Annotated in this window: 17 protein-coding genes; 11 read left to right on the forward strand and 6 right to left on the reverse strand. The window is 53.1% G+C overall.

Features of this window, described 5'->3' with window-relative positions; translation table 11 throughout:
* Positions 1-411: 411 nt before the first annotated feature.
* Complete coding sequence (locus DCC81_RS08690; protein WP_108686147.1) at positions 412-2,055, forward strand: CTP synthase; 1,644 nt, start codon at positions 412-414, stop codon at positions 2,053-2,055.
* A gap of 97 nt (positions 2,056-2,152) precedes the next feature.
* Here DCC81_RS08690 and DCC81_RS08695 read toward each other — a convergent pair whose 3' ends face one another.
* The gene (locus DCC81_RS08695; protein ID WP_108686148.1) at positions 2,153-2,896 is read right to left on the reverse strand and encodes a hypothetical protein; all 744 of its coding nucleotides are present in this window, start codon (positions 2,894-2,896) and stop codon (positions 2,153-2,155) included.
* Between the two features lie 157 nt (positions 2,897-3,053).
* Between DCC81_RS08695 and yidC the strand changes: the two genes are divergently transcribed.
* Positions 3,054-4,883 (forward strand): membrane protein insertase YidC, encoded by a 1,830-nt coding sequence (gene yidC / locus DCC81_RS08700; protein ID WP_108686149.1) that lies wholly within the window; start codon positions 3,054-3,056, stop codon positions 4,881-4,883.
* A 317-nt stretch (positions 4,884-5,200) separates the two neighbouring features.
* Here yidC and DCC81_RS08705 read toward each other — a convergent pair whose 3' ends face one another.
* Positions 5,201-7,573: a penicillin-binding protein 1A gene (locus DCC81_RS08705; RefSeq protein WP_108686150.1), complete on the reverse strand. Its 2,373-nt coding sequence runs from the start codon at positions 7,571-7,573 to the stop codon at positions 5,201-5,203.
* Positions 7,574-7,886: 313 nt separating this feature from the next.
* Positions 7,887-11,150 carry a type IX secretion system periplasmic lipoprotein PorW/SprE gene (gene porW, locus DCC81_RS08710; protein ID WP_165806500.1) on the reverse strand — a complete coding sequence of 1,088 codons (3,264 nt, stop codon included), beginning with the start codon at positions 11,148-11,150 and terminating at the stop codon, positions 7,887-7,889.
* A gap of 328 nt (positions 11,151-11,478) precedes the next feature.
* Between porW and DCC81_RS08715 the strand changes: the two genes are divergently transcribed.
* From DCC81_RS08715 to DCC81_RS08740, 6 genes are all read left to right on the forward strand, one after another.
* Entirely contained in the window at positions 11,479-11,889 is a 411-nt protein-coding gene (locus DCC81_RS08715) for a hypothetical protein (protein WP_108686152.1), read from the forward strand.
* Positions 11,890-11,945: 56 nt separating this feature from the next.
* Complete coding sequence (locus tag DCC81_RS08720; RefSeq protein WP_108686153.1) at positions 11,946-12,395, forward strand: bactofilin family protein; 450 nt, start codon at positions 11,946-11,948, stop codon at positions 12,393-12,395.
* On the forward strand, positions 12,346-12,585 hold the full coding sequence (locus DCC81_RS08725; RefSeq protein ID WP_165806501.1) for an AtpZ/AtpI family protein: 240 nt from the start codon (positions 12,346-12,348) through the stop codon (positions 12,583-12,585). Before DCC81_RS08720 ends, DCC81_RS08725 begins: the two co-directional genes overlap by 50 nt.
* Positions 12,586-12,637: 52 nt before the next feature.
* Complete coding sequence (locus DCC81_RS08730; protein WP_108686155.1) at positions 12,638-13,021, forward strand: hypothetical protein; 384 nt, start codon at positions 12,638-12,640, stop codon at positions 13,019-13,021.
* Between the two features lie 4 nt (positions 13,022-13,025).
* Positions 13,026-13,655, forward strand: coding sequence for a SprT-like domain-containing protein (locus DCC81_RS08735; RefSeq protein ID WP_108686156.1), 630 nt, complete (start codon positions 13,026-13,028; stop codon positions 13,653-13,655).
* 206 nt (positions 13,656-13,861) lie between these two features.
* The gene (locus tag DCC81_RS08740) at positions 13,862-15,445 is read left to right on the forward strand and encodes a hypothetical protein (RefSeq protein ID WP_108686157.1); all 1,584 of its coding nucleotides are present in this window, start codon (positions 13,862-13,864) and stop codon (positions 15,443-15,445) included.
* 72 nt (positions 15,446-15,517) lie between these two features.
* Here the strand turns inward: DCC81_RS08740 and DCC81_RS08745 are convergent, their stop codons facing one another.
* From DCC81_RS08745 to sucC, 3 genes are all read right to left on the reverse strand, one after another.
* The gene (locus DCC81_RS08745) at positions 15,518-17,416 is read right to left on the reverse strand and encodes a DUF4139 domain-containing protein (RefSeq protein WP_108686158.1); all 1,899 of its coding nucleotides are present in this window, start codon (positions 17,414-17,416) and stop codon (positions 15,518-15,520) included.
* A gap of 65 nt (positions 17,417-17,481) precedes the next feature.
* Complete coding sequence (locus tag DCC81_RS08750) at positions 17,482-18,597, reverse strand: DUF4407 domain-containing protein (RefSeq protein WP_108686159.1); 1,116 nt, start codon at positions 18,595-18,597, stop codon at positions 17,482-17,484.
* Positions 18,598-18,834: 237 nt separating this feature from the next.
* A complete protein-coding gene (sucC, locus tag DCC81_RS08755; RefSeq protein WP_108686160.1) occupies positions 18,835-20,049 on the reverse strand; it encodes an ADP-forming succinate--CoA ligase subunit beta in 1,215 nt (404 codons plus the stop codon).
* A 214-nt stretch (positions 20,050-20,263) separates the two neighbouring features.
* On the opposite strand from sucC, the gene DCC81_RS08760 reads away from it, so the two are divergent.
* The 3 genes from DCC81_RS08760 (at position 20,264) to DCC81_RS08770 (ending at position 25,087) form a co-directional block, all read left to right on the forward strand.
* Positions 20,264-21,091: a purine-nucleoside phosphorylase gene (locus DCC81_RS08760; RefSeq protein ID WP_108686161.1), complete on the forward strand. Its 828-nt coding sequence runs from the start codon at positions 20,264-20,266 to the stop codon at positions 21,089-21,091.
* Positions 21,092-21,137: 46 nt separating this feature from the next.
* Positions 21,138-23,090, forward strand: coding sequence for a putative porin (locus DCC81_RS08765; RefSeq protein WP_165806502.1), 1,953 nt, complete (start codon positions 21,138-21,140; stop codon positions 23,088-23,090).
* Between the two features lie 332 nt (positions 23,091-23,422).
* Positions 23,423-25,087, forward strand: coding sequence for a L,D-transpeptidase family protein (locus tag DCC81_RS08770; protein WP_108686163.1), 1,665 nt, complete (start codon positions 23,423-23,425; stop codon positions 25,085-25,087).
* Positions 25,088-25,142: the final 55 nt, after the last annotated feature.

A 25,142-nucleotide genomic window follows, 5' to 3' on the forward strand; every position in this document is an offset into this window, starting at 1 on the left:
TTAGGGACGGCAGCCGGCATCATTCGTTTGTTTAAAAACCAGGGGCTGGCATTAACCAAAAGCCCTTTTTCCCGGCTCCGCATGCTGTAATCTTTAAAAATCATGCGCCGGCTTTGCATATTTTATAATAAAACCAGGTACACTTACCGGCGGTGCCGCCATAGCGGTCGCTACTTTTTTGCGTTCACTTTACGTTTTATGAAACCGCCCACCATGGCGGGTTGTAGCGGAAAGTTCGGGATACGGCGGCGGCCAGCCTGCCACCGGATTTTCATTTTTTGCACTTTTTGCTGTAGTTTTGCATGACCTTCGGAAGTGATACTTGACAGGTACTACAACATAATCTGCACTTCTTTCATTCTTCTATTGGTCAGGTAGCTTTTGTGATTTGCTTTCAATTTCATTTTTATTATGGCAAAATATATCTTCGTGACGGGAGGTGTGACATCCTCTTTGGGTAAAGGAATTATTGCGGCTTCGCTGGCAAAACTGCTGCAGGCCCGCGGTTTCAGTGTGACAATTCAGAAGTTTGACCCCTATATCAACGTGGACCCGGGTACGCTGAACCCTTATGAGCACGGAGAATGTTATGTAACTGAAGACGGCGCCGAGACCGACCTGGACCTGGGCCACTACGAGCGCTTCCTCAATAAACCTACTTCCCAGGCTAACAACGTGACCACCGGCCGCATTTACCAGACCGTTATCAATAAAGAACGCGAAGGGGCCTACCTGGGCAAAACCGTTCAGGTGATCCCGCATATCACCGACGAGATCAAACGCCGCATTTTACTACTGGGCAAAGACAGCAAATACGATATTGTGATCACCGAGCTGGGTGGCACCGTGGGCGATATTGAGTCCCTGCCCTACATTGAGGCCGTACGCCAGTTGCAATGGGAGCTGGGGGAAGAAGAATGCCTGGTCATCCACCTCACCCTCATTCCTTACCTGCGCGCTGCCAAGGAGCTGAAAACCAAGCCCACACAGCATTCCGTGCGCCTGCTCAGCGAGTATGGCGTACACCCGGACATCATCGTGTGCCGCACCGAGGAGCCCATGTACTCCGACCTGAAAAAGAAGATCGCCCTGTTCTGTAACGTAACCGTGGACTCCGTAATTGAGGCCAACGACGTGGGCACCATCTATGAAGTGCCCCTGGAAATGCTGCGCGAAAAGCTGGACGTCATCTGCATGAAAAAGCTGAACCTGCCCATCACCAAAGACCCTGAGCTGGCGAAATGGCGTGAGTTCCTCGACAAGCTGAAATACCCGAAATCCAAGATCACCATTGGCCTGATCGGTAAATACGTGGAACTGCAGGATGCCTACAAATCCATCCTGGAAAGCTTTGTACACGCCGGTGCCGTAAATGAATGCAAGGTGGTGGTGGAAAATATCCACTCCGAATACATCACCCCGGAAAATGTGTACGAAAAACTCAAGAACCTGGATGGCCTCCTGGTAGCACCGGGTTTTGGCCACCGCGGTATTGAGGGCAAGATCACGGCTATTAAATATGCCCGTGAGAACAATCTGCCTTTCTTCGGCATCTGCCTGGGCATGCAAATGAGCGTGGTAGAATACGCCCGCAACGTAGTAGGCCTGAAAGATGCGCACAGCTATGAAATGAACACGGAATCGCCGTACCCGGTGATCAACCTCATGGAAGAGCAGAAAAAGATCACCTCCAAGGGCGGTACCATGCGCCTGGGCGCCTATGCCTGCGACCTGGTACCCGGTACTAAGGCGGCAGAGATCTACGGCAGCACCCACATCAGTGAGCGTCACCGCCACCGCTATGAATTCAACAACGACTTTGCAGCGCAATTTGAACAGGCAGGTATGGTGCTCTCCGGCAGGAACCCTGAAAGTGGCCTGGTAGAAATGATAGAACTGCCTAACCATCCTTTCTTCGTGGGCTGCCAGTTCCACCCCGAGCTGAAAAGCACGGTGGAAGCACCCGCCCCGCTGTTTGTCAGCTTTGTAAAAGCGGCCAAGCAGTACGCGGAAAATAAACTGAGCAACAAGCAACTGGTGGAAGAGCACCAGTAAGCGGAAAGTTATAAAAATACAAAGGCGGCCATCCTGCAAAGGGTGGTCGTTTTTTTATGGGGTAATGGGCAGGCCTGGGGCCAATGCCTGGCGCGGATCAGGCTTGCCTTTCCAGCTGTTGCTGCATCCACGCGGAGCGCTCGTCGCCACCCAGGGTTTCCAGCTCCTGGTACTGCATGTAAGGGATCTCGCGGAAGCGGATCTCCAGCCCGATGCGGGTATTCTCTGCAATGAAATCCTGCACGTAGGGGAAGCGGCCCATGATAGCCACGGTTTCACCCTTCATGATGGTTTCTACCGCCTTGAGCTTACCCCGGATACCGCCGGACTTACTAAGAAAATGCAGCAGCGCCGCTTCCTGCAGGGCGCGGTAGGTCTGGTTGGTCACGGTGATCACTACGTAACCGATGTCTACGCCTTTGTAAGTGGAGGCTTCGCGGTTCCAGCCTTTCTGGGTTTTCCACCATTCATAGTCAATCTCGTAGGAATGGGGCAGTGGCTCGTAGCAATCTTCCGTCCCCTGGAGCATATGGTCTACCACATCCGCCGGCAGGCGCAGGTGGTGGGCTTCCAGGTAATGGACCAGTCCTTCCGGCCATACGTAGCGCCCATCGGTAAATTCCATGCTGCCCAGGCGGCCGGCCCGGGGCCCATCGCAGTGGAAGCGGCAAAAGGCCTGGCCCATGTAAGTGTAGGGCATGCGGCGGCCCTGCTGGAGGTGCTGGATCACCCGCTGGCGGATGTTGGGGTCCCAGTTGGCATCGGTAAACCAGGCGGGGTCGGGGTAGTCCGTCTCGTAGACGCTCTGCCAATACCCGATCATGGTAAGGGGGTGTTTCATCTGGTAGGAGTTATATAGTATAAATTTATAATGCAATATACGGCGTTCAGCCGGGTTTCACCGAAAAATAACCTGGTGTTTGCCTAAAATCCGGGGATCCGGGGTATAAATCGTAATTAGATGCTTACCTTTGCTGCCTAAATTTTAATTGCATTTCATGGATAGAAATTCGGTCATCGGCTTTGTGCTGATCGGTGTATTACTGGTTGCCTACATGGGCATTACCAGCCGCCAGGAAGCTGCTGCCAAACTTGAAAAGCAGCGCAAAGATTCGATTGCGCTGGCCAACATGCCCAAAGCCGCCACCCCGCTGAAGGATAGCGCGCACGGCACTAGCATTACCCTGGATTCTGCGGCCCTGGCCGGCCAGTTCGGCTCCTTTGCCGCCGCGGCTGCCGGTACCGAGCAGACCACCGTCCTGGAAAACGAAGTGGTGAAGATCACTTTTACCAACAAAGGGGGCGATGCCCAGACTGTGCAACTGAAAAACTTTAAAACGTATGATGGTGGCCCCCTCATGCTGCAGGATGGTTCTACAAACCGCATTGCCCTGCAGCTCCCGGTAGCCGGCAAGACCCTCAATACTTCCGACCTGTATTTTACCCCCACCCTCAGCGAGGCAAACGGCGTAAAAACCCTTATTTACCACCTGCCCACCTCCAATCCCGGGCAGTACCTGGAGTATATCTACACCCTGCAGCCCAACAGCTACCTGGTGGATTATACCGTACGCGCCGTAGGACTGGAAAACCTGCTGGCCCCGGGTACCAACACCCTTACCCTCCAGTGGAATGCCCAGGCTAACAAGCAGGAGCAGGACATGCAGAACGAGCGGGCCAACAACCAGGTGCACTACGAAACAGAAGGTGGTAAGCACGATTATTTTACCCTGAGCCGCACCAGCCATGAGCAGCTGGACAAGCCGCTGAAATGGGTGAGCTTCAAGCAGCAGTTCTTCAACGTGTCCCTGATCGCGAAAGACAAGAACAACTTTGCCGGCGGTGACTTTAACCCGCAGGTACAGGAAAGCGGCAACATTGTGGGGATCTCCTATGCTACCCTGGCGCTGCCTTACAACCATACCCACGATTTCCGGTTCCCGATGGAGATCTATTATGGGCCTAACCACTACAAAACCCTCAAATCCTTTGATATAGGGCTGGAAAACATCATTCCCCTGGGCTCCGGTATCTTCTTCTGGGTGAAATACGTGAACAAGTGGATCATCATCCCCGTGTTTAACTTCCTCAGCGGATCTATCCACAACTACGGGGTGATCATTATCCTGCTTACCGTGTTTATCCGCCTGCTCATTTCCCCCTTCACTTACCAGAGCTATGTAAGCCAGGCCAAGATGAAGGTGCTGAAACCCGAGCTGGATGAGTTGCGTGCCCGTTTTGGCGATGACCAGCAAGCCTTTGGTGTGGAACAGATGAAGCTCTTCAAAAGTGCCGGCGTAAGCCCCCTGGGTGGTTGCTTACCCGCCTTGCTGCAGCTGCCCATCCTGGTGGCCATGTACAGCTTCTTCCCATCGTCTATTGAGCTGCGCCAGCAAAGCTTCCTGTGGGCCAAGGACCTGAGCACTTACGACTCTATCCTGAACTTCAGCTTCAACATTCCTTTCTACGGCAACCACGTGAGCCTCTTTACCCTGCTCATGACCGCCACCAGCCTTATACTGGCCTTCTACAACCGTGGTATGGCCGACCAGAGCAACCCGGTAATGAAGTACATGCCCTTCGTATTCCCGATCATGCTGCTGGGTATCTTTAACAAGCTGGCCGCGGCGCTGACCTTCTACTATTTCCTGTCAAACACCATCAGCATCATCCTGCAATGGGTGCTGCAAAACCTGGTGATCGATCATGCTAAGATCCACGCGCAGATCCAGGAAAATAAAAAGAAGCCTGCCTCCAAATCCAAGTGGGCAGAGCGTTTGGAAGAAATGCAAAAGAAACAGCAAGACATGCAGAAAGGAAGGAAATAAGCCCTCCACTGCACAACACAAATAGTTATAAACACAAAAAGGGAAGATCATTATGCGTGATCTTCCCTTTTTGTGTTTATAGAAGTTACATGATCCACCTCCATCACTTCCCGGAGCTTCATGGAATGCACCCTTAGTTCCACAATATCATTACTCCGGGCGGTGTCCTGAAGAGGCGCAAATATTTAATATGCTATGTGGCAGCGCACGGTGGCTGGTTTATCATATGGATGAGACTTGCGGAGGTTACTGACCGGCATAAAAAAAGCGCACCGGGGATGGTGCGCTTTTTTTGAATGATATGTGGCTTGCCGGTTTTACTGGTCTTTTTTTCCAGGCATTACCGCCTTGGGAGCCGGCGTGGTGGGCGGCGTGGCGGGTTTTTTATCTTCCGGCTTTTTGTCTTCCTGTTTGGGCGCGGGCTGCTGGGTAGCCTCCCCGTAGCCACTTACGTCCAGGTATTCTTCGGTGGTGCCGTTCCCCTGGTCGTTCCCTTCCGCATCAGCGGGCACGTTGCTTTCCACGTTCAGGTTCAGGTCCGTATGCATGCCGGGGGGCATGGGGAACGTGGAACCATCGTCCATTTTCAGGGATTTATCTGCATACACCTTTTGCATGAAATAGGCCCAGATGGGCAGGCCGGTATTGGCGCCCTGGCCCATGGCCGTGGTGGCAAAGTGGATGTAGTTGTTTTCGCAACCTACCCAGGCACCTGCCAGCAACTGGGGCGTGTAGCCCAGGAACCAGCCATCGGTATTATCGTTGGTGGTACCGGTTTTGCCGGCCATTTCACCTTTCAGGTTATAGCGGAAACGGGCGCGGGCGGCGGTACCGCCGGGAGCTACCACGCCTTCCATCATTTTCACCATGGTGTAGGCTTCGGTTTCGCTGATCACCTCGCGTTTTTCCGGTGCAAAGGTTTCCAGGATGTTACCGTTACGGTCTTCAATGCGGGTAATATAGATCGGTTTCGTGATCACGCCGCGGCCGGGGAACATAGTGTAGGCCTGCAGCATTTCAAACAGCGACAGTTCCGGTGTACCCAGCGCAATGGAAGGATAGGGAGGCACTTTGCCACCAAAGCCGATCTTGTTGTTCGCAAAGTCTGCCACTGCCTGGGGCGTAAGCTGTTTGATGAGGTAAGCAGACACCAGGTTGAGTGATTGCGCCAGTGCGCCGGCCATGGTAATGTTGCCGCCCACGCCGCCTTCTGCGTTATGGTTCAGGGTCCAGTTGCCAATGGTAATGGGCTCATTGGGCAGCATCGTATTGGGCGACATGCCGTTCATGATAGCAAAGGTGTACAGGAACGGTTTGAACGTGGAGCCCACCTGGCGGCGGGTATTCTTCACGTGATCGTTCTTGAAGTAGCGGAAATCCGGGCCGCCCACCCAGGCTTTCACTTCCCCGCTTTCGGGGTCCATGGCCATGAAACCCGTTTGCAGGTACTCCCGCATAAGGCGGATGGAGTCCATGGGCGTCATCACCGTATCTATCTCGTTCAGACTGGGGTCTGTGGAGCTTCTCCAGGCAAACACCTTCATCTTGGTGGGGGTGTTGAAAGACTTTTTAATGTCTTCATCCGTGGCATCGTCCGGCATGTTCTTGTAGCGGTCAGATTCTTTCATGAACCGGTCCAGGTCATTACCCCGTTTGTCCCACACTTTACCGGATTTGATATTGCCCTGTGCAAACAGTGACTTCTGCAGGTCTTTCAGGTGCTGTGCCACCGCTTCTTCCGCGTACAGCTGCATGCGGGGATTGATGGTGGTATAGATCTTCAGGCCGTCGCGGTAAATGTTATAGGGGCTGCCATCGTTCTTCTTGTTATTCTTTGCCCAGTCCTTGATCTCATCGCGCAGCACTTCCCTGAAATAGGGGGCCATACCGTTGTTGTGATCAATTTTATTGTAGTGCAGGGCAATGGGGGCCGATTTTTCCTGGTCGCCCTGGGCCGGGGTAATGAAGCCGGCTTTTACCATGTTGTCAATCACCGTGTTGCGGCGGTTGAGGGATGACACCGGGTTGCGGCGGGGATTGTAGAGGGTATTGCCTTTCAGCATGCCCACCAGGGTAGCTGCTTCGGCCACGGAGAGGTGGGCGGCATCCTTGCTGAAAAAGGTGCGGGCGCCGTTCTCAATGCCATATACGTTATCGCCAAAAGCTACGGTGTTCAGGTAAAGGGTGATGATCTCCTGCTTGGTAAAGTTGCGTTCCAGTTTCACGGCCATGATCCACTCCTGCAGTTTCTGGAAAGAGCGGGTCCAGATGCTCTTGGAGCGCGTGTTGCCGGATTGGTCCAGCTGGAGGTTCAGGGCCAGCTGCTGGGTGATGGTGCTGGATCCGCGTTTCTTACCGATGGCCAGGTAAAACGGGATGGCGGCCGTGCCCCACGGGTCAATGCCGGAGTGGTCGTAAAAGCGACGGTCTTCCGTGGCAATGAGGGCATTGATCACATTAGGAGAAATGTCCTTGTAATCACTGTTGGAACGGTCTACCATGTAGTATTTACCGAGAATGGTGCCGTCGTCGGCAATCACTTCAGAGGCGAGGGAGGCTTGCGGATTTTCAAGGTCTTCCAGGGCCGGGATGCTGCCGATGATCCTGAAATTAAACAGGAGCAAAAGAAGCACAAAAGCCCCGATGCCACTGAATACTGTGATCCACAATATTTTCACCGAACGTTTCATTGATGCGTGTTGTTTGGCTTTGGTTATAGCGTTAAGGAATGTGTTGCGCCGTAGGGACCGCCTTGCGCTGCAACAATCAGTCCAAGTATCATATTAAATAAATGTGATGGTACAAAGCTATTGAATTTGATGTAAAAAAGGTCCTATGTCTTAGGTCTTAGGTCTTAAGTCCCAGGTACACTACCCTGCAAAAAGAATGGCTCCGCACGATTTATCTTTCATAACGCGCGGAGCCTTACTTCTAGTACAGGTATTTAAGGCCCGGGCCTTAAGACTTAAGACCTGAGACCTGAGACCTAAGACCTAAGACAATTTACTGCTGGGTGGCGTAGTTGTCCATAAAGAATTTAACATATCCCTGCAGGTCTTTGGAAGAGTTCAGCAGGATGAAATTGTCGCGGGAGATCACGAAGAGCCTGTAGTCCGTTTCGCGCACACGGGGGATGATCTTATCCGGTGCGGCGTTGCGGATCTCGTCGTAGTAGTCCAGCGCGGTATTTTCATTGGGGAAGAGCCGGAATATGAGCATGATATCCGTGGGCGTCAATACAAAACTGCTCACCTCTATTTTGTCCTTCTCGTGTTGTACGCCGTTGTAGCGGGTAAACTGGGCCAGGGCGTCTTCTGTCATGGTCTTATCCACGCGGTTGAAGAGCAGTACTACGAAGTGCGGCACCTGGGCGTCCGCTTTGGGCAGTTTGTAAGGTGTTACCGGCTTGGGTGGCGGCAGGTTGGCCTTGGCAATGGAGTCTGCGCGGAACCTGGCGATGGAATCATTGGTCACCCGGGCAATGGAATCCTGCAGGTGTTGCATGCGCAGGGAGTCCAGGTGCCTTTGCTGGCGCTGCCAGGGGTAAATGATATCAATGTGCTCATCTACCTGGTTGCCGTTCTGCTGTTGTTGCAACTGCAGGTTGGTCAGGTAGTCTGTCACCTGCTGGCGGCGGCCCAGGGCGTCCAGGATGGCCAGCGCCTGTTTTTGAATGGCGGTGTCCAGTGGGTATTTTTTCACCACCTGCTGCAGGGCTGCGGTGCCGCGGGTGGCGGAGGTGTCCAGTTTAATGTAGGTCATGGCCTGGAGCAGGTCCAGCCTGGGTTGCAGGCTGCTGTAGCCGTAGGTGGAGTCTATCCGGTTGATCTGGTCGAGCGCTTCGGGATAGCGGCCGGTGAGGTACTGGATGTAAGCCGTATCGTAAGCCGTGGAGATCTCCCGGATCTTGCCCGCATTTTTATCCGTGGGTTTGTTGCCGTATTGGATAATGTTGGCAAAATTGGACGTGGGGTATTGCTGCAGGACCTGGTTCTTGTATTTGTTGGCCATGTCCTGTTTATTCAGCTGCCCGTACCAGATGTAAAGAGAGTATAATACTTCTTCTTTCCTGGGATGACCGGGGTAGCGGATCAGCAGGGAGTCGTAGGTTTCAATGGCCAGGGGGGCGTCTTCCAGTTGGTCGTGGTAGATCTTGCCCAGGTCAAACATGGCGTCCTGTTGTTTCACGCGGGAGGCCTGCACCTTCTCGGGTGTGAGGGGCAGGTTCTTGAGCAATGATTTACCGGTGATGCTGTCAGGTGATGCATTGCCGGCTATCAGCAGGGTAGGATCGATGGTTTCATCTGGCTGGGGTGCTATGGAAACAGGCCCACCGGCGTTGGCGCGGCGCCAGTTGTCCGTGAGTGCCCGGTTGCCCCAGCGCTTTTTAAATTCCGTGAAGCCGATGGATTTACTGTTCGGGTTATAGAAATACCATTCTGCCTGGTTCGGGTCTGTGTTGTTGATACCGGGCATGGGTACACCGGAAAGCAGTTGCTGCCCGGGCAGGTTGGGATTGTAATTATAGTTATTGCCCGGCGCATTGTTGGCCGCTTCCTGGGCCGCCGCCTGCTGGCGCAATTGGGCGGCCAGTACTTCCAGGTACTTGGTGCGGTCCTGGTCAGACATGGCCGCAATGCGCTGCAGGCTGTCTTCCTGGCGGATGAGGGCTTTCTTCTTCACCACCTCATCCAGCACTGTTTTGCGGGTGTTCACCATCTTGGCCTCCGGGAAATCCGGCGACATGAAAGTGGCGGTACTGTCGTAGTATTTGCGGGCCTGGGCGTAGTCTTTCCCGGTGTAATAAATATCTGCGATGGCCTTAAAGCTCATGGTGCGCTGGAACATATTGGCGCCGCCGGCCTTGAGGCTTTTCTGGAGGTAATTAATGGCTTCATCCTGGTGCCCGTACTGCGATTGCAGGAGGGCCATGTTATAATAAATAATATCCTGATAGGCTACGAAGCGGTCTTTTTTCAGCATGCTTTGCAGGATAGCCATACCCTGTTCCAGGGAGCCGCCCTGCGTGCCGGCGTTCATGCCGGCAATGGCCAGGCGCGCCTGGAAATCCATGATAGGATCTGGTTTCAGCCGGATCACATGTTTGAAATCCATCACTGCTGAATCCTGTTGCTTAAAGCGCTGGTGCAGCTGGCCCAGGATGAAATACATGCGGGCCTTTGCATATTTATTGCTTTGGGCGCCAGCGGCATTGGCCAGGGGGGCCATGGCTTCCGCATATTTTTCCTGGCGGTAAAGGCTGTAGGCTTGCACTTCCGCCAGTCCTCCCTGCAGGCGTTTGGGGAAGTTAGGGTCATTATTCAGCAGGTTTACCAGGGAGCGCACCTCGTCATAGTTCTCTTCTTCCAGGAGGGTGCGGGCGCGCCAGATGAAGGCATCGTTGCGCACCGGTTTGTGGCGCAGAAAGGCAAACACACCCTTGGTCTTTTCTTTCGTAGCTACGGAAATGGCATTGGTGCCAGCCTTGCTGTTTTCATTACTGCCTACAATAGCCTTGTACTGGTTCTTGGATTTGGGTGCGTACTTGGTGTTGATAAAACGGAAGGTATTGTCTGCGTCCTGGTAGCTGCCCAGGTAATAATTGGCCTGGCCAATGAGCAGGTAGGAATCCGGGATCCATTTGCCACGGGGATCGTGCAGCTGGATGCCGGTAGAAGCCTTGATGATCACGGAATCCAGGTCATTGTTATTCACGCCCAGGTTCTTGATATTGTAAGGGTAGAATGGTAAAAGGTGGTTGTAATCATCCTGCCATTGCAGGCCTATGCCGCGCACCGCGTTATTAAGTTTTTGTTTGGCGTGGTAGTAATAATTGTAGCGGGTTTCCATGTTCTGGAAGAACTGGCGTTTCCAGTTCCATTTCTTGGAGAGCATGGTCTCGGAGGGCAGCCGCTGATCATTATGGAGCACCGGCATATTATTACGCTGGGTGCCGGGGCGCTGCTTGCCCAGGGTGCCGCCTGCGGGGGCATTGGGCATGGCGTTGGGAAACTTGCCGTTGTTATTGTTATACTGGCTGTTGTTGTATTGCCCGTTGTTGTACTGGCCGTTGTTATATTGTCCGTTTTGTTGCTGTTGCTGTTGCTGCACCTGCCCGGGCAGGGTGGGGGCCTGGATCACAGTAGGCGTATTATTGCCCGGTACGGTCACCGGGGCATTCGGTACGATGGGGGTGGTATTAGGCTGGGTAGGCTGCGTGGGGGTGGGGTATGTAACCTGCGCATGCAGCACCTGTACACCTGCCAAGCAACAAAATAACACCGTAAAAAAAAGTAAAGAAATAAGGCTGTGACGCTTCATGGGTGCCAGGGTAGTAAAATCTATATATAAACTGACTGGAGGCAAAAATATTTTTAAAGATAGGATATTTATTTCTCCGAAAGGAATTGTGTATCAGTTCCGCCGGCATGGCGGCCCGGGGCTCCGGAAAGATAAATTAAAATTTTTATTAATCTAATCACAATAAAACGCAGTACCTTCCGTTAGGGAGGCTGCTGGTCACATATCCGAAATTCGTAATTGTTATTTCGTGTTTGAATGTATAACTTACAGCCCCTAAGCCGTAAAATACCATATGTCAAGCCGCGACCAGAAGAGCAACAAAAAGGCAGGTAACCTGCAGCGATTGAACCATAAGTACCGGCTGGTGATCATGAATGACGACACGTATGAAGAAGTAACGGCTTTCCGTCTGTCGCGCAAGAGTGTTTACATTGCTTTGAGTACATTGTTCGTGCTGCTGGTAACCATTACCGTATCCACGATCGTGTTCACACCGTTACGTTATTATATACCAGGTTACGGCGACCTGAAACAACGCCGTGAGTTCATTCACCTGAAGCTGCGCACAGATTCCCTGGAGAAAGCCCTGCGGGAGCACGACCAATACCTGGATGGCCTGAAGAAAATGATCACAGGGGATGTGCCGAAACAGTTAGACACAACGATGATGAAAGTCCCTAAAGTAGACAACAGTACCTATTAAATATTCCAATTTTTTATTATATTACATCCAATTGAAGAACCTTTTAAGACCTATCTATGTTTAGCAACAACAACCGCAACGCGAAGAATGAAAACAAGATTACCCTGCCGACCAGCAATATCAACATCATTGGCAGTGGTACTTCTATCCAGGGTGATATTGTGTGTGAGGGCGATATCCGTATCGACGGCTCGGTGACCGGCCTGGTGTCTACCAAAGCGAAGATCGTGGTAGGCCCGGAAGGAGAGATCACCGGCGACCTGGTCTGCGGCAGTGCAGACGTGCTGGGTAAGGTAACGGGTATTATCAAGGTGGATGACCTGTTGTTCCTGAAAGGCAATGCCCTGGTAAAAGGTGATGTGTACACACAGCACTTTGAAATGGAGCCTTCAGCCAAGTTCAACGGCCGTTGCTACATGGATGCCAATGAAGAGGCACCGATAGAAAATGCGAAAAATGGAAGATCCATCGTCACAGCAGGAGCCGAAGCAGGCAACGAAGCCTGATAGTAAGCTGTTATATTATTCGGGACTGGCTTTCCAGATGATCGGGTTGCTGGGGCTGGCGGTTTTCGCCGGCATCCGGCTGGATCGCTGGACGGGCTGGTCTTTTCCGCTTTTCATTATGTTGCTGCCGCTCCTGGCGCTGGTCGCTATCCTGTACCAGGTGGTGAAGGATACCAGCAAGCGGAAATGAGCGGAATCCGCTGTATTTTTGTGCAAAAGAACATTAGTTCCGGACCAACGTAATGAAGAAATTTTCCATCCTGCTTTTTGTAGTATGCCTCGGCATCATGGCCATCCTGTTTTTTGAAAAGGCAACCCTGGTAGCCGCCGGCCTGCATTTTAATGTATTATTGCTCGGCAACTTTTTGCTGGCGCTTATTTCCCTGGTCACCTACCGTATGAACGTGAAGGGCCGCACCGCGGAGAACGCAGGCGTGTTTGTACGCCTGGTGATGGGAGCCATGCTGCTGAAGATGATGTTTGTACTGGTGGGTGTGCTCATTTATGTACTGGCCTACCGCCCCTTCGTGAGCAAACCCACGATCTTTCTGCTGCTGGGTTTCTACATTGTTTACATGATACTGGAAACCGCCAGCACGTTCCGGCTCCAAAAATCCCGCAGCTAAACCGATGCCCGCCAAACAGGAAGCTCCTTTACATGCATTGGCGGCCTACCTGCCGCCTGGTACCTCGCCACAGGTGATGCCTTATATCCTGGAATACAAGGTGCACCTTACCATTACCCGCGAGCGCCAGAGCATTTTGGGAGACTACCGCCATCCCCACGGTGGAACGGGCCACCGTATCAGCATTAACGGCAACCTGAATAAATACGCTTTCCTCATTACCCTGCTGCACGAAATTGCACACCTGGTCACCTGGGTGAAATATGCCAACCGCGTGGCCTCGCACGGGAAGGAGTGGAAGCAGGAGTTTTCCGAGATCCTGCGCCGCTTCACCGGCCAGGGCCACATGCCCCCCGATGTGGAAGCTGCCATCATGAAGAGTATTGACAACCCCGCCGCCAGTTCCTGTGCGGATGAGCACCTTATGCGGGTGCTGCGCCGCTATGATCCCCAGAAAGCCAATCATTATTTCGTGGAGCAACTGCCGGAAGGAGCGCTGTTCAAAACCAAGGACGGGCGCGTGTTCCGGAAGGGAGAGCGCATCCGCAAGCGCTTCCGCTGTGAGGAAGTGGCTACAAAACGGGTGTATCTTTTTAGCCCGGTGTACGAAGTGGAGCTGGCGCAGGAGGGATGAGAATAGCAGGAGCGGATGTGCGCACCGGCGTTGAAGATAGCAGGCCGGCATTGAAGCGCTGCAATCGCATGGGCATGAACTTACGCCATGATTGAAGCGCCGCACTTGGGTGCATAAATCAACATGTATTCGTATTAAAATAATTTGTAATTTAGTCCCGTATCCTATTCCATTTTTGGTTGTGCTAACCATAACACCAAAGACCTATGAAAGCCTTCCTGCTCTCCTGCCTGGCCCTCTGTGGCCTGTGCCTGGGCCTGCGCGCACAGGACTCCCTCATTAACCAAAAAGCATTCAGGCTGCTGGACAATGGCGATATCCGCGAAGACAACCAGTTCAATGGCCAAAACTCCTATGCTTTTCCCGTGGCGGCAAACTGGGATGACTCCCTGCACCAGCTGGTGGTAGGCATCATCAAACACAAAAAAGAAGGGCTAAACCTGCCCATGGGCGATCTGGATAAGATCCTGCTGGTAAAGTACCTGGACAAGGACCTGAACCTCATCGCGGAAAAAGAATGGCCCCTCAGCAACATGGGCGGCTTTAGTTACAATAATGAAAAATGGTTCCTGCTGCTGAAAGGGCACGTGCCCCAGCTGTTCAAAGACCAGAAGTGGGACACGCTGATGAACCGTAAAATAGAGCCCCGGGGCGATAGCTTTATTTACACCGCTTTCAATGTAGACTTTTCCCTGGGCGGCATGTTACATGGCAAACAACCGGAGCAGGTGAACCTGCAACACCGGCTGGAGCTGGACAGCCTGCCCAAAGGCCTGCAGAAAAGCCCTGGTTGCGACAGCGCCGTGATCTCCCCGGATGGCACGCTGACCCAGGTGCTGGGTGTACCCATTCCCGGTGACCCGTATGGTTTGTACAAGCATTTCTATTTCGTGAAGGTAGACCGCAAGGGACATGTGCTGCGCACGGATTCTGTACGTTTTCCCGTGAACCGGCAACCCACGCTGCCCACTTTTGTATATGACGAGCACGCCCGCTACCGCGGCCTGCTCTATATGTTTGGCCGCCTGCACGATGTGAAGGAACGCTACCAGGACTCAGTGAAGAAGCGCTACAACATTGTGTTTGTGAATGACAGCGGCCGCGTGGCCTTCCAGAGCAGTTTTGAAGAAGGCCTCATTTTAAAGAAAGCAGAATATCCTTTTGTCTTCAACACCGCCGTGATCTTCCGCAACCAGCTGAAAGTAATGGGCTACCTGAAACTGCCTGACAGTACGGGTTTCAAGGTATTGAACTTTGATACCACCGGAGTGTACCAGGGCGCCGGCGGTTTTGTGAAAATGGATGACCTGCGCAATATCCTCAAGGAAGATTCCACCGGTGTTTCCGTGGAAGACATGCGCTTCCGCGTGGTGTACTTCACGGCAGATAGTACGGATGCCAATAAGAACAATTGCCTGCTGCGCTTTTACCGCATCCTGGAGGGCCGCCATGGCCGGCCGGACCAGGTGATCTACGATGGTTACGGGCTGCTGCGCCTGCAGGACGCCAAGGCTACTTTTGTGAAGTACATCAAAGAGATCAAAGGGGTTACCGACCCCGGCTCCCTGGAAATGATCAGGCCTTTCCGGGATAAGCTCATGTTCACCAACTCCATCAGCCGGCAGAGCGCCCTGATGAACAAGGACCTCAGCGGTCTGCTGCTATTGCAGGACCCTACGGACTTTCACCCGCAATACGGGCCTGTGCTGCGGATGAACTGGGAGTACAACTGGATGTATGCATTTTCCATGAAACGGAACGTCATGGTGATCAAAACCATTCAATTATAAGCAGGATTCCTTCCTTAATAAAAAAATCCAATCCCGTAACGGATTGGATTTTTTATTTGGATGCAATGCTACTTAGTCCAGGCTGAGGTACATATTTTTCGGGTATTTCACCGTATAAGACAAATTCATTTTCTGCTCTTCCGCGGGGGCCAGGGTGTAGAGCCAATCCAGCTCCCCGGTTTGTTCATTGTAATTAGCGCCCTTAAATTCCTTGCGCATGATCTCTACCTGCCCGCTGGCAGGCAGCGGCACCTGGTCCTGGATGGTGATGTGGATGGGCACTCCTTTGTTATTCTTCACGCGCAGTTCATAGCTGCGGGAGGCCAGGCTGGCATTGGCCAGCAGTTGTTTTTTGCTGTAGTCTTTTTGCAATACGCGGTTTACGATCACCTGCTTATCCATGCCCAGGGAGAGTTGCAGCGTATCGCCGGTGTGCTGGAGGTCCAGCAGGGAACGGCCCAGGTAGGTGCCTTCAAAGTAAATGCTCACTTCCCCTTCCAGCAGGTTAAGGTCTTCCCAGTTCACCACACTGGCGGTGAGGTAAGCGCCTTTGTCCAGCCGGGGCACGGCAAAATATTGATAGGCGGCCGGTACCTGCACTTCCTTGATGTCCACGGTGTAAGGTTTGCCATCGCTGGCAATGGTGTAGGGCAGCTCAATATCGTAGGTGAAGGTGGTGGAGCTGAAGTTTTGCGTGATGGCCAGCGGGGTAGTGGTGGGAGCGCTGACAAGGCCCCTGATCCGGACTTTACTGGTTGTAACTCTGCCGGTAACGCGGCGTTCCAGGGCGTAGGTATCCTTGTTTGCTTCCCCGTAACCTGTTACTGTTACCTCGTCCAGTTTTTTATCAGAAGGTTGCAGCACCACGTTATTATAATCCCGTCCATTGGCTATTACTTCCAGGTCTTCAAATCCTACCACGCGGATGCTGAGGCGCTGCGGGCCGTCGGGGAGGTTCAATGAGAAGTTGCCGGATGCATCTGTAACGGTGCCAATGGTGCGGCCCACGATCTGCACGGAGGCTCCTGCCACGGGGGCGCCGTTGTTGTCCAGTACCCGGCCACGGGCCTGGTTTACCGGCGCGGTAGCATCCTGGAAGCGGGCCTGCACCGGCTCGTCATACAGGTAGAGCCGCCAGGGCGAGAGGGTGGGCTTATCCGTACGGTCATTGGGATTGCCGGTGCTGAGGCTTAGTTTTACCCGCTGCCATTCCTCGCCACAGTGCTGGAATACGCGGGCCTTGTATTGCAGGGAAAGCGGGTGGCTGATGTCCTGCACCCGGATGTCATAGTTAGGGTACCAGCCGGCTTCATTCACCAGGTAGCGGATGGTGAACTTTGCGGTCAGTGCCGTTTTACTGTTCACTGTCACTATTATATCGCTGGTAGGGTCCTGTTTTTTCTGGGGCGACGTAAGCTGGTTCACTATTTTTTCCTGCGCTTCTGTCAAGGACCGGATATTCTTTTCAATGGCTTGTTCTTTATCCGTGATCTCCGTAAGCCGCGCGCGGTGGAAGTCCATAGCGTCTTTCAGCGCTCCCACGGTAAGCGTGGTGTTCGCACCGGCTATGGACTGGTTCTTGCCCAGCATGGTGGCTTCTTCCTGGTACACGTGCAGTTGGTTCTTCTCGTGTTTTATTTTTTCATCCAGGTCGTCCAGCTGCGCTTTTAATTTGCTTACATCGTCTGCCTGCTGCTGTTCGTGTAAATAATTCTTTTGCCGGCTCACGGATAAAATAGAAAAAGCGCCATCGCCCTGCACCTGGATGCTCTTTTCCTCGATATCCGCCGCCAGCCCATTGAATGCAAGCGTAGTGGTGCCGGGGGTGAGTGCCACGGTGGCATTGCGTGTTACCTGCGCGCCTTTTATAAACACGGTAACCTGCTGAACGGTAGTTGGGACGGGCTTCCTGGCCTCTTCCGCCCTTACGCCCAGCGATAAGCATAATGCGGGGATCAGTATGTATCTCATGGGTTGCTGTTTGACAACAGGATGCAACACAGGAGTCACATTCCATAAGTGCGGGGGAATAATTTCTAATTAGCCATCTGATCCTCTTCCCACTGCTGTATTTTATGTTGCTCCACGTTTAAGCCGGCCTGCTGGCGCAGGTGCTCTTTGTCAATGGCCGCCTGCACGCGTTGTTCCCTCGTGGTTTCGCGGATGGTTTGCTTTTCTTCGGATTGTTGTTTCCGGTGGGCCATCCGGTCTTTGCGTTCCATTTCGTACAGGTATTCATGTTGTTCCAGCAGGTCGTCATAAGGCCCGCGGAGGGAGATGAGTTTCACGAACACGGGTGCGGTTTCCAGGGCAATGAAGAGCAGCATGATAAACCAGTTGGCCCAGCGGATGGGCGCACTTTTTTCGGTGATGTGGCCCAGGGCATCCAGGCGGGAAGCAAACCCATTGAGCCGGCCGCGGCCCATGGCCGTGATATCTGCTTTCATGGAAGAGTCGATGGCTGCCAGCTGGTGTTGCTTGTCCCGGATCTGGGCGGTGTTGGCACTGTCCAGCTGCAGCAGGGCTTCAGCAGCTTTATCGGCATCGGCTTTCTTGGCTTTGTAAATAGGGCCCAGGTTCTTCACGCGGGAACCACCGGTACCATCGGCTTCCTGCTGGGCAATGAGCATGAGGGTATCGCGGCGGGCTGCCTGTGTGTTGATGGCGGCTTGCAGGGTGTCTATATCTTTGCGCAGTTCCGCACTACGGGCGGTGTAGCGGGCTTTTACCTGGTCTTCCTGCTGCTTGTACACCTGCTGCTCCATGACGAGCAGTTCTGCCTGGATCTCTTTGTCAAATATTTTCAACTCCAGCGGCTTGGAGATCACGATGGCAATAAGCAGGGCCAGGATGAGGCGGGGCAGGGCCAGGAGAAATTCCTGCCAGCCTTTGTCCCGTTTTTTCATACCGGACACAATGTAGCGGTCCAGGTTAAAGATCATGAGGCCCCAGATCAGGCCAAAGAGCACAGCGGCCCAGGCTTCCTCAAATACGGTCCAGAGCGCATAGCCTGCGGAGAGTGCGGCCAGCAGGCCGGTAAAGAAAATGGTACCACCTATGCCGGCGTATTTATTGGTTTCGGCAGGTGCGCGGCGGAGCATAGACGGGTGTGCGCCGGAGCAGAACAAAAAGAATTGGCGGATGCGTTGCATATAAGTATGGATAAAAAAGTTTGGTGCTGTAAAGTGCAGCACTTGCGAGGGTATATAAGGAAGGAGGGTTCCGTGAAGGTAAGGAATTTGTGATAGCAGGTGGGAACTAAATGGTGGAAGGGCCCGTTGCTGGGGTAAAAAGGAGCGGGCGGGGGATAAACATGGAAAGTTGAAAAGGGAGGAATAAAAAAACGGCCGTCCTTAGCGGGCGGCCGTCCCCTGTATTTTCAAAAGGGCTTAGGCATTCACTGCTTTACCTACCAGTTCAGCGGCTTCGCTGAGGAGGATGGCAGATTGTACTTTCAGGCCGCTTTTTTCAATCAGTTCCTTGGCTTCAGCAGCGTTGGTACCCTGCAGGCGCACAATGATGGGCACTGTGATGTTGCCAATGCTCTGGTAAGCGTCAATAACGCCCTGGGCTACACGGTCGCAACGTACGATGCCGCCGAAGATGTTGATGAGGATGGCTTTTACTTTCGGGTCACGGAGGATGATGCGGAAACCGGCTTCTACGGTCTGTGCATTGGCGGTGCCACCTACGTCCAGGAAGTTTGCGGGCTCGCCGCCGCTCAGTTTGATCATGTCCATGGTGGCCATGGCCAGGCCGGCACCGTTCACCATGCAGCCTACGTTACCGTCCAGTTTCACGAAGTTCAGGTTGTATTTGCCTGCTTCTACTTCGGTGGGATCTTCTTCGCTGATGTCGCGGAGTGCTTCCAGGTCGGCGTGGCGCATCAGGGCGTTGTCATCGATGTTCAGTTTACAATCCACGGCTACGATCTTGTCGTCGCTGGTTTTGAACAGGGGGTTGATCTCCAGCATGCTGGCATCCACGCCTATGTATGCGTTGTAAAGATTGGTCACAAATTTCACCATGTTCTTGAAGGCATTGCCGGTTACGCCCAGGTTAAAGGCGATCTTGCGTGCCTGGAAGGCCTGGAGGCCACCTGCGGGGTGTACCCATTCCTTGAAGATCTTCTCCGGGGTTTTGTGGGCTACTTCTTCAATGTCCATACCGCCTTCGGTAGAGTACATGATCACGTTTTCACCCTTGGCGCGGTCCAGCAGGATGGACAGGTAGAATTCCTTGATGGGGTTGGGGCCGGGATAATAAACGTCCTGGGCCACCAGTACTTTATTTACCAGCTTACCTGCGGGGCCGGTCTGGATGGTTACCAGGGTGCCGCCCAGGATATTGCCGGCGATGGTTTTAATGTCTTCTGCGTTTTTACCAACGGCTACGCCGCGCTGGTCTTTACCTACGATGGTTCCTTTCCCACGGCCACCTGCATGGATCTGGGCTTTTACTACTGCAAACTCGGTCCCGAACTGTACTTTCAGGTTCTTGTAAGCTTCAGCCGCCAGTTCTGGCGTATCTACCGGGATGCCTTCCTGCACCGGTACGTTGTATTTTTTCAACAGTTCTTTGGCCTGGTACTCGTGTAAGTTCATCGGAATAAAATTTGGCGCTAATTTAGCGCATATTGCCTTATTAAAAAATAACTTTGCGCCGGGACAGGGTTAAATTGCTAAATTGCCAGATTGCTAAATTGTTAATAGTTAATGGTTAAATGTTAATCGTCAATCAATTTTCCATGCAGCTATCTGACAATCCCAACGATCCAACAGCCTGACCATTTAACAATATAACAACCTGACAATATAAATGAGTGATCTATTAAGCCAGATAAAGGCGGCCCGTGATTTTTTGCGCCCCTTCCTGAAAACAGTGCCCAAAGCGGGCATTATCCTGGGCAGCGGCCTCGGTAACCTGGCCAGTGAAATTGAAGACCGCCAGGAAATTCCCTATGGGCAGATCCCTCATTTCCCGCCTTCCACCGTGGAAGGCCATTCCGGTACCCTCATCCTGGGCACCCTGGGCGGCCAGTACGTGATAGCCATGGCCGGCCGTTATCATTATTATGAAGGCTATACCATGCAGCAGGTCACTTTCCCCGTGCGCGTGATGAAGGCCCTGGGGGTGGAGACCCTGGTGATCAGCAACGCGGCCGGTGGCATGAACCCCGCCTTTTCCGTGGGTGACCTGATGATCATTACGGATCACATTAACCTGCAGCCGGAACACCCCCTGCACGGCAAAAATATACCGGAACTGGGTCCCCGCTTCCCCGACATGAGCGAGGCTTATTCCCAACAACTCGTTAAAACTGCGCAGGCCATTGCAGACCGCCATCATATTTTTGTACATAAAGGCGTTTATGTGGGCGTGCAAGGTCCTACCTTTGAAACCCGTGCAGAATACCGCTATATGCATATCATAGGTGGCGATGCTGTAGGGATGAGCACTGTACCGGAAGTGATCGTGGCCGTGCATGGCGGCATGAAAGTGTTTGCCATGAGCGTGATCACTGATGTGGGCATTGTGCCGGAAGGGCAGGAAAACAAGGTGTCGCACGAAGAAGTGCTGGCGGCCGCCAAAGCAGCGGAACCCAAGCTGACAACAATAATCCGGGAACTGATCCAACAAATTTAATTCTTAGAGTATCCGCCGCATGAGGAAAATATGTTTGATAGGCTGTTTGCTGATATGCTCCGCGCTTTCCCTGAAGGCGCAGATCAACACGGGCCGGTTTAGTGGAATGGGCCGCGGAGGCGCCACCAATAAGCCCGACACGTCCCAGCACTCCATGCCCCCGGATACCCTTACCCTCCGGTATTATTTCCTGGGAGATCCCACCCCGCATACCATCGACTCTTCCGCCAACGATTTTTCAAAATACCTGCAGATGCCCGCCTCTTACCATACCCTGGGCAACAACGGCAACGCCGCGCAGAACCTCATCTTCACGCCCCGCATGAAAGATGGCTTTGATCCCGGCTTCCACAGCTACGACATCTACCAGTTTAACCATGACAATGCGCGTTTGTACCATACCACGCGCCCTTACACGGAACTGCAGTACCTCGTGGGCTCCAAACAGGAACAGATCATAGATGCCCTGCACACGCAGGACCGGGGGGAGCGTATCAACTTTTCTTTTGAATACCGCAAGATCAACTCACCCGGGTATTACCAGAACCAGTCTACTAACCATAACATGATCCGCGCCACCGTGCGCACGCTCAGCCAGAACAAGCGCTATCACACGGAGGTAAGCTGGTACAGTAATAAGATCAACAGCGGGGAGAATGGCGGTATTAAAAGCGATACCTTCCTCACCAACTCCCGCTTCAAAGACCGCCTTACCATCCCGGTGAATGTGGGCGGCCCCTCCAGCCAGCAGAACACCCTCTTTGGCAGCAGCACCATGAACGTGAAATCGGCCTACAAAGAAAACAGCATCCTGTTTTCCCACGGGTACGACTGGGGCAAGGGCGATACCATCCATATTAACGACAGTACGGACTACTACAAGTTTGACCCGCTGTTCCGCATACAGCACACCTTTAGTTACAGCAGCAGCCAGTTTGAGTACGTGGATAACCAGCCGGATTCCGCGGTGGCATACTACAGCGAGCATTACGACTTTGCACCGGTGTACACCGGCACCAAGCTGGATGCCATGCATAAATGGAGCACCCTGTCAAACGACCTGAGTGTGATGCAGTTTCCCCTGCGGGGCAGCCAGTCACAGTTCATAAAACTGGGGGCCACCTTTGAAACGATAAAAGGTAGTTTTCCTGACATTGAGATGAAGTTCACCAACCTGATGCTGCACGGGGAGTACCGCAATCTTACCCGCAACCAGAAGTGGGATTTCCAGGCAAAGGGCGACTTCTACACGGCTGGTGTGAACACGGGCGATTACTCCATTACCGGGAGCCTGAGCCGGTACCTGAGCCGCACGCTGGGCAATGTGCAGCTGCTGTTCCGCAACGTGAACACTGAGCCGGGCTATGCCTACCGCTTCTTCCAGAGCACGCGCCAGACGTGGTATAACTACGGGCTTACAAAGCAAAACTATTCGCAGCTGTCTTTCATTGCGGACAATCCTAAACTGATGTATAACCTGCAGGTGAATTATTATATCTTTAATAATTACACTTACCTGAAAGACTTTTACCACCCGGCCCAGGCCCCGCTTTTCAACCTGCTGCAGGTTACCTTCAACAAGCAGATCGTGATCGCGAAGCGGTTTAACTGGTACATGGATTATGCCTTCCAGCAGTTCCAGGGCAATACGCCTTTCCACGTGCCGGCCGCGTGGACCCGCCAGCGGCTTACGTTTGAGAAGACCCTGTACCTGAACCTGAACCTGGTAACGGGTATTGAGGCAAAGTACTTCTCCCCGTATTATGCAGATACTTACTCTAACCTGTACGGCCTTTTTGTACCACAGGAAACGACGAAGATCAACCTGAACAGCCCGGAGGTGGCCGCTTTTGTAAACTTCCGGATCAGGTCCTTCTGGGCCTATATCCGTGGAGAAAATCTCAACACTTTTTTTGCCAAGAACAACTATACTGCGCCCATGTACGCTGACCCTAACTTCGTGCTGCGCATAGGGTTGCGCTGGGCGTTCGTAAATTAACGGCCCGCGGGAAACCCCTGTGCATAACCGGATGTGGGAAAATTGGCCTTTTCATAACATCCGGATTTTCCCCAAAGTAGTATATTAGCAGTCGAGGTCCTTTAAAACGAATGAAGATGAAAGTGATCGTATCCGTGCTGAAGTTTGTACAATCATTATTTGTAAAAAAGAACTGCTGCAAATAATTTTTAAATTGATCGAATGCGCTCCCGGGAAGCCAGCAGCTGTCCCGCGGCCACAACACAGTGTTACTGGTGTATTTAAAAAAGCGGTACATGCATGTGCAAAGGTTATCCCTCATTATCTCCGCGCACCATTGAGAATTTTACAGCATGAAATATAGTGTTACTTACAGCTTGTTATGCCTGGTGCTCTTTGCAGGCGCCTGCCATACTGCTCCCGCCCCCAAAAAGAAAGAGATTGTCAGGAATGTAGTGGAACTGGAAACGGTGGTACCGGCCAACATCAAAGACCGCCTGGACTACCTGGCCGATAACAAAGGCCAGATGGAAGACAGTATTAAGGCCTTCCGTGTATCCGCCCTGGAGGCATTTTACCAGGAACATAGCAATGAGGCGCAATGGAGCGCCGACGGCCGCGTGCTGCCCGTGTTTGACACGATGTACAACTGGATAGCCAATGCGGACGAAGTAGGCCTGCTGCCCGCGCGCCTGCACTTTAAGGCCCTTAGCGAGGCCGTAGACCGCCTTAAAAATAACAGCGACTCCGCCCGCCGTGATGCCGCCCTCTGGGGCCGGGTAGACGTGATGATGACGGATGCCTTTATGAAAATGGCCTCCGGCCTGCATTTTGGCGTGACGCCGCGTGACAGCATCACCCTGCGCCCGGATTCTATGTACACAGACACCTCCCTGGTGCAGTTGCTGGACCAGGCGCTGAAGAACCACAGTATAGGCGTGGTGCTCACCGAAGTACAGCCCACCAGTGAAGCCTATCAGAACCTGAAGGCTGCGGTAAAAGGCTTCAAGGAAAAATATAGCTCCCTCACCTGGGATACCCTGCCGGTAAATGTAACGGACACGGTGGCCTTCCGCAGCCAGCTGCGCCGCCGCCTTATCCAGACCGGCCAGATGGACACCCTGAGCACAGACCAGGACACCGTGCAACTGGCGGCGGGCATCAAGAAGTTCCAGCAGGAATTTAATATGTACGTGGATGGTAAAGCCGGCAAAAAGACCGTGCAGGCCCTGAACCGCTCCTATGCAGACTGGATGGAGCAGGCAGCCGTGAACCTGGACCGCTGGCGCAAGCTGCCGGATACGCTGCCTAACCGCTATATTTTTGTAAACCTGCCCGGCTTCTGGCTGCACGTGGTGGAAGACGGCCAGGTGATCCTCAGCTCCCGCGTGATCGTGGGTGCACCCAGGACCCGCTCTCCCTTGCTCACCTCCTCCCTGACTAACTTCCAGCTGTACCCTTACTGGCGGGTGCCATTCAGCATTACAGTGAAGGAGATGATCCCGGCCATCCGCCGCAACATCAATTACCTGGCCCAGAAGAACCTGCAGGTGATAGACAAAGACGGGGAGGAAGTAGATCCCACTACGATAGACTGGAACAAGATGGGCCAGCACTATTTCCCCTACACCCTGCGCCAGATGGACGGTACAGACAATTCACTGGGGGTAATGAAGTTCAACTTCTTTAACAAGTACAGCGTGTACATGCACGATACCAATAGCCGCGGCCTGTTCCGCGCAGCCTTCCGCGCCCTGAGCCATGGTTGTGTGCGCGTGCAGCAGTGGGATAGCCTGGCCAATTACCTGGTGAGTAGTGACAGCGCGCGCCCTTACCTGAAAGACAGCATTAAGGTATGGCTGGCCAGGCAGGAGCGCAAGCAGGTGGATGTGCGCAACCGCGTCCCGGTATACTTCCGCTATTTCACGGCGGAAGCCAGCCCCGAAGGCAAGCTGCTTTTCAATGAAGATATTTACGGGGAAGACCGCATTGCCCGCCGCTGGCTGGAACGCCAGTAGCGTATAACGCATACAGCCAAAAAAGCCTTGCCACTGTGAAGCGGCAAGGCTTTTT

Origin of the sequence: Chitinophaga parva, assembly GCF_003071345.1 — a bacterium.
Taxonomy (GTDB): domain Bacteria; phylum Bacteroidota; class Bacteroidia; order Chitinophagales; family Chitinophagaceae; genus Chitinophaga; species Chitinophaga parva.

Bases quoted from the DNA above. Each gene is read 5' to 3' on its own strand.
- DCC81_RS08690 (WP_108686147.1), top strand. From the start codon at position 412: ATGGCAAAATATATCTTCGTGACGGGAGGTGTGACATCCTCTTTGGGT.
- DCC81_RS08695 (WP_108686148.1), bottom strand. From the start codon at position 2,896: ATGAAACACCCCCTTACCATGATCGGGTATTGGCAGAGCGTCTACGAG.
- yidC (WP_108686149.1), top strand. From the start codon at position 3,054: ATGGATAGAAATTCGGTCATCGGCTTTGTGCTGATCGGTGTATTACTG.
- DCC81_RS08705 (WP_108686150.1), bottom strand. From the start codon at position 7,573: ATGAAACGTTCGGTGAAAATATTGTGGATCACAGTATTCAGTGGCATC.
- DCC81_RS08715 (WP_108686152.1), top strand. From the start codon at position 11,479: ATGTCAAGCCGCGACCAGAAGAGCAACAAAAAGGCAGGTAACCTGCAG.
- DCC81_RS08720 (WP_108686153.1), top strand. From the start codon at position 11,946: ATGTTTAGCAACAACAACCGCAACGCGAAGAATGAAAACAAGATTACC.
- DCC81_RS08725 (WP_165806501.1), top strand. From the start codon at position 12,346: ATGGAAGATCCATCGTCACAGCAGGAGCCGAAGCAGGCAACGAAGCCT.
- DCC81_RS08730 (WP_108686155.1), top strand. From the start codon at position 12,638: ATGAAGAAATTTTCCATCCTGCTTTTTGTAGTATGCCTCGGCATCATG.
- DCC81_RS08735 (WP_108686156.1), top strand. From the start codon at position 13,026: ATGCCCGCCAAACAGGAAGCTCCTTTACATGCATTGGCGGCCTACCTG.
- DCC81_RS08740 (WP_108686157.1), top strand. From the start codon at position 13,862: ATGAAAGCCTTCCTGCTCTCCTGCCTGGCCCTCTGTGGCCTGTGCCTG.
- DCC81_RS08745 (WP_108686158.1), bottom strand. From the start codon at position 17,416: ATGAGATACATACTGATCCCCGCATTATGCTTATCGCTGGGCGTAAGG.
- DCC81_RS08750 (WP_108686159.1), bottom strand. From the start codon at position 18,597: ATGCAACGCATCCGCCAATTCTTTTTGTTCTGCTCCGGCGCACACCCG.
- sucC (WP_108686160.1), bottom strand. From the start codon at position 20,049: ATGAACTTACACGAGTACCAGGCCAAAGAACTGTTGAAAAAATACAAC.
- DCC81_RS08760 (WP_108686161.1), top strand. From the start codon at position 20,264: ATGAGTGATCTATTAAGCCAGATAAAGGCGGCCCGTGATTTTTTGCGC.
- DCC81_RS08770 (WP_108686163.1), top strand. From the start codon at position 23,423: ATGAAATATAGTGTTACTTACAGCTTGTTATGCCTGGTGCTCTTTGCA.